This is a genomic window from Streptomyces sp. CO7 (assembly GCF_053474865.1).
The window spans coordinates 1,158,674-1,162,566 of sequence record NZ_JBRIOU010000004.1; the positions used below are offsets into that span (position 1 = coordinate 1,158,674).

The following is a 3,893-nucleotide window of genomic DNA, read 5'->3' on the forward strand; positions in this document are numbered from 1 at the left end:
GCCCGACCCCGGGTGAGGCCCGCCGCGACCCCCGCGGCGGGCCTCACCCGTTCACCCGACGGTCCCCGGGATCCGGGGACGGTTCGCGCACGGGATGTGCCGCACCATCTGCCGGGCGACCTGGGCAACGACCTCGCCCTGGAGGCGGGCGTCCAGCTTTTCGGCCTCGCGGAACTGCACGGCGACCTCCAGTGGTACGGCCTGTTCCTGGGTGCTGGGCGTTCCGCTCACACGGCAGGGCAGGACCAGCCCGAGGTAGTTTCCGCCGCCGGCGAGGTGCGCGTGCAGGCCGTTTCCCAGCGGCCGGTACGGATCCTTCGGCACCCCCGCGGCGATTTGCTGCAGCGAGAAGTCGGACCAGAAGACGGCCACTTCGAACGACCGGAACTCGTGTGTGGTCTGCGAGCTGACAGAGCACTGCGCGCGGCCCGAACTGCCGGGGAGCGGGCGGCCGGGTTGCCACCCCCGTACGCCGGATCCGACCGCTTCCGCCAGTTCGGACACCGGCTCGTCGCGGGCGAGGACGGTCACCTTGCCCTCTCCCAGCGCGTGAATCACCGCGTCGACTCGAGCAGCCCCCAGCAGCTCATCACATCGACCACGGTGTCCCCTGATCTCCCCAACTGCGCCTTCCTCCTGCGCGGGCACTGCCGCGCACCCGGCAAGGAGAGCCACCACGAGGGCGGCCGTCGCGGCGCGGACGACACCGTCCGAACTCGCCGTCACGTGACCTTCTCCAGCTCGCCGATCACATTCCTGCCCTGGCCGTACGACCCTCGGATCACGCCGTTGAGCTGTGACTCCTCCTCAGGGCTCAGCCCCACTGCCTGGGCGTACCTCCCCACAGGCCGCCATGCTCCGTCTTCACCCGCGTCCGTCAGCCGCTGCACCGCACCCATGGCCGCACCGTCGTTCTTGTACTCCGCGTCTTTCAGGTACTCCAAGGTGTGGGTGCCGTACGCCGTCGCGATCGCGGACCCGCCCGCCTCCATGAACAAGGGCACGGCCACGGCCACGGCAACTCCGGCGGCGGGGCCGGCGATCAGCGCCGCCCCTCCGCCCACCACGACACTGGTTCCGGTGGAGAGTCCGTTCTTGCGCCACTCGCCGGCCTTCTCGATCTCCAGGTTCCGGAGGTCTTCCAGGTCCTTGTAGCGCTCGCGAATGCGGTGCACCCTGGACTCGTCGATGATCCCGTTGACGTAGGCCGAGTTGCGGGCGAACTCAGCCCCTCGCAAGCTGTGGTCCTCCATCGCCGCCAGGCCGCTCGCCGCATACAGCTGCTGCGCCGAGCTCAAGGTCTTGTACGCCCCCTCATCACCCGCGGTCAGCATCAGGAACCGCTGCACCTGTTCCTCGCCGAAGTCGACCTCGCCGAGCTTCCCGTAGAGCTGCTCCCGCATCCGCGGCGCGCCCTCCCCGAACGAGAAGAGCGTGTGGTTGAACTCGTCGACGTACGCCGCCCCCATCCGCCCCAGGCTGTCCATCATCGAGTCCGCCGGCGCCGCCTCGTTGGTGACGTTGTACCGGTCCATCACCTTGCGCATGATCGCCGCCGTCTCCGCGTCCCGGCGCAGCTGGGGATCGGCCGCGTCCCACGGCGCCCGAGTGACCGCCGCCTCCAGCGCGTGGCCCAACGCGTCCGGACCACCGCCCGCCCCGCGCCGCCCCTCCGCGCTGTCCGGGTCGGCCAGGCTGTCCACGGGCCAGTCGAAGTCCGCCCTCGTGAGCTCGTCGAAGTACGAGTAGCCGAGCCTCCCGTGCGGGTCGACCGTGCCGTCCTCCCGGTAGACCGTGGCCGCGCCCGCGTCCGCGCCGAAGAACTCCTTCGCCGCACCCGGGCTGTGCCCCAACGCCTCCAGCACGCTCGCCAGCGGGTCGTACCCGTTCCCCGTGCCCCCGCCCGGGTTGAACCCGAAGTCGTGGTCGTTCCCCCACACCCCCGGCTTCACCCGCTCGAAGCGGTTCGGGTCGTCGTGGTGCAACTGCGCCACGTGCTCGGCAATCGGCAGCAGGAAGCGCGGGTCGTACTCCCCGTGCCGCAGCAGCCCGCCCAGCACCTGGTAGCCGAGCGGCTGCACGGGCCCCAGCGGGTTCACCGCGACCGGCTGCGTGCCCAGCCGCCGGAACTCCTCGCCCCAGCCGGCCGGCAACCGCACCCGGCTGTCCGGATCCGTCGCCGTGGCCAGCGCGAGCCCCATCCCCTCCTGCAGTCGCCGGGTGAGCGCCAGCCGGCTCGCGTCGTCGCCCTCCGTGCCGTCCAGGGACATCCGGCCGTAGAACTCCAGCACCTCCTCCGGCTTCCCGAAGGACCGGTAGAACCCCGTAGCGAACTCCGCGTCGCCGACATTGCCCTCCAGGATCAGGTCCAGCTCCCGCAGCCGCGCCTCGCTCAGCGTCTCCCCCCGCTCGGCCAGGGCCCGTGCATGCGCGACCAGTCGCGCGGCCCGCTCGACCTCGACCTGGTCGACGGTGACGTACCGCCCGTCGGCGTCGTGCGGGTCCCCGCCGTGGATCCGGGCCAGCGTCGCGGCGACGTTCTCGTCCAGCTCCGCCGCCACGTCACGGATCCGGTTGATCTCCGCCTCCAGCGCCTTCCGCTTCGCCTCCCGCGAGATCCCGGGCGCGACGGTGACACCCGGCGCGTGCCCCGCGTCCGGCGCGTGGGCGAACCGGCAGCGGGCCCTGCCCCCGCTCCCCTCGCCGACGACCAGGCCCAGCCGTGTCGCCTCGTCCACGGCGGCCCGCATCCGCGCCTGGCAGCCGGACAGATCGGCGTGGGCGTCGCTCAGAGCCCGGTGCACGCCGCGCGCCTCGCCGTGCAGGTCGCCGATCTCCTTCACCGTCATCCCGACGAACTCCCGGGACACGGTCGCGTTCACCCCGGCCCAACGCGCGGCGTCCGCCTTCGCCTTCAAGCCCTTCCGCGCCTGTTCCCGCAGCGCCTTCAGCCCTTCGACCGTCCGCCTCCAGTCCTCGGCGGCGTCCCCGAGCACCCCGAGGTCGACCTGGTACAGGTCGGAGAACGACAGACCCATGACCTCTGACCCGTCCCTACGTGAAGTACGTCTCGAGCACCGACACCGGCACCGCCGACAACCCGTCCCGCCCGGTCAGCACGGCCCCGATCTCCGCGTCGTCCCGGGTGTGGGCCTTCCGGCTGTGGTCGAGGTGGTTCGAGATGTGCGCCGTCGCCTGCAGCACGGTCCGCACCTGTGAGGACCACGTCTCCAGCGTGGCCGCCAGCGCGCCGCCCGTCGCGAAGCCGGAGGACCTCAGCACCGCGGCCGCCCGCCGGCTCGCCCCACCACCGTCCGCGCCACCCGCACCACCCGCACCACCCGCGCTCTCCGCACCGCCGCACCCGACGTCGGCGACCCTGCGCAGGTCCTCGTGCAGCACGAACGCCTCGTGCCCGACCGCGCCGAGGTCGTCCTGGTGCACCCGCAGGTCGGAGCCGTCCCGCCCCTGCCGCGCGGCCACCTCCCCCTTGAGCCGCTCCCACTCGTTCCAGGCCATGCCCCGCCTCGTTCCGACCCCGCACTCACCGAGCATCCGCGCTTCGGTGGAGGCAGCAGACCAGCTTCGGGCACCTCATGTCAAAAGGTGCGAACAAGGCATACGGCCTGATGGTGCGATCAGAGCCGCCGTCCCGCCACGGCACGCCGACAGCACGCCGACAGCAGGCCGGCAGCGGGTGAAGTTGTCGGTGCCGCCCCCTACAGTCCGACCCCATGGCCAGCCTTCCCAACGCCCTCGTGAACCCGCCCGCCTCCCTCCGGCTGCCGCCCGGCCGCCTCGTCGACGCGACCGCCGACGGCCCCTGGCACGAGCCGCTGCTCTGGTACGGCGACGCACCCGCCGCCGTCGGCGACTGGGCGTCGCTCCGGGCC

Annotated in this window: 3 protein-coding genes and 1 pseudogene; 1 reads left to right on the plus strand and 3 read right to left on the minus strand. The window is 72.4% G+C overall.

The features are described 5' to 3' along the window. Positions 1 to 51 precede the first annotated feature (51 nt). From ACOV8S_RS18155 to ACOV8S_RS18165, 3 genes are all read right to left on the minus strand, one after another. A complete protein-coding gene (locus ACOV8S_RS18155; RefSeq protein ID WP_448318817.1) occupies positions 52 to 531 on the minus strand; it encodes a hypothetical protein in 480 nt (159 codons plus the stop codon). A gap of 191 nt (positions 532 to 722) precedes the next feature. After that, positions 723 to 3,038 (minus strand): hypothetical protein, encoded by a 2,316-nt coding sequence (locus tag ACOV8S_RS18160; protein ID WP_448318818.1) that lies wholly within the window; start codon positions 3,036 to 3,038, stop codon positions 723 to 725. Between the two features lie 16 nt (positions 3,039 to 3,054). Beyond that, entirely contained in the window at positions 3,055 to 3,519 is a 465-nt protein-coding gene (locus tag ACOV8S_RS18165; RefSeq protein WP_448318819.1) for a hypothetical protein, read from the minus strand. 215 nt (positions 3,520 to 3,734) lie between these two features. Here ACOV8S_RS18165 and ACOV8S_RS18170 point away from each other — a divergent pair. Then, positions 3,735 to 3,893 (plus strand): annotated as a pseudogene (locus ACOV8S_RS18170) (DUF4253 domain-containing protein); the annotation flags it as partial.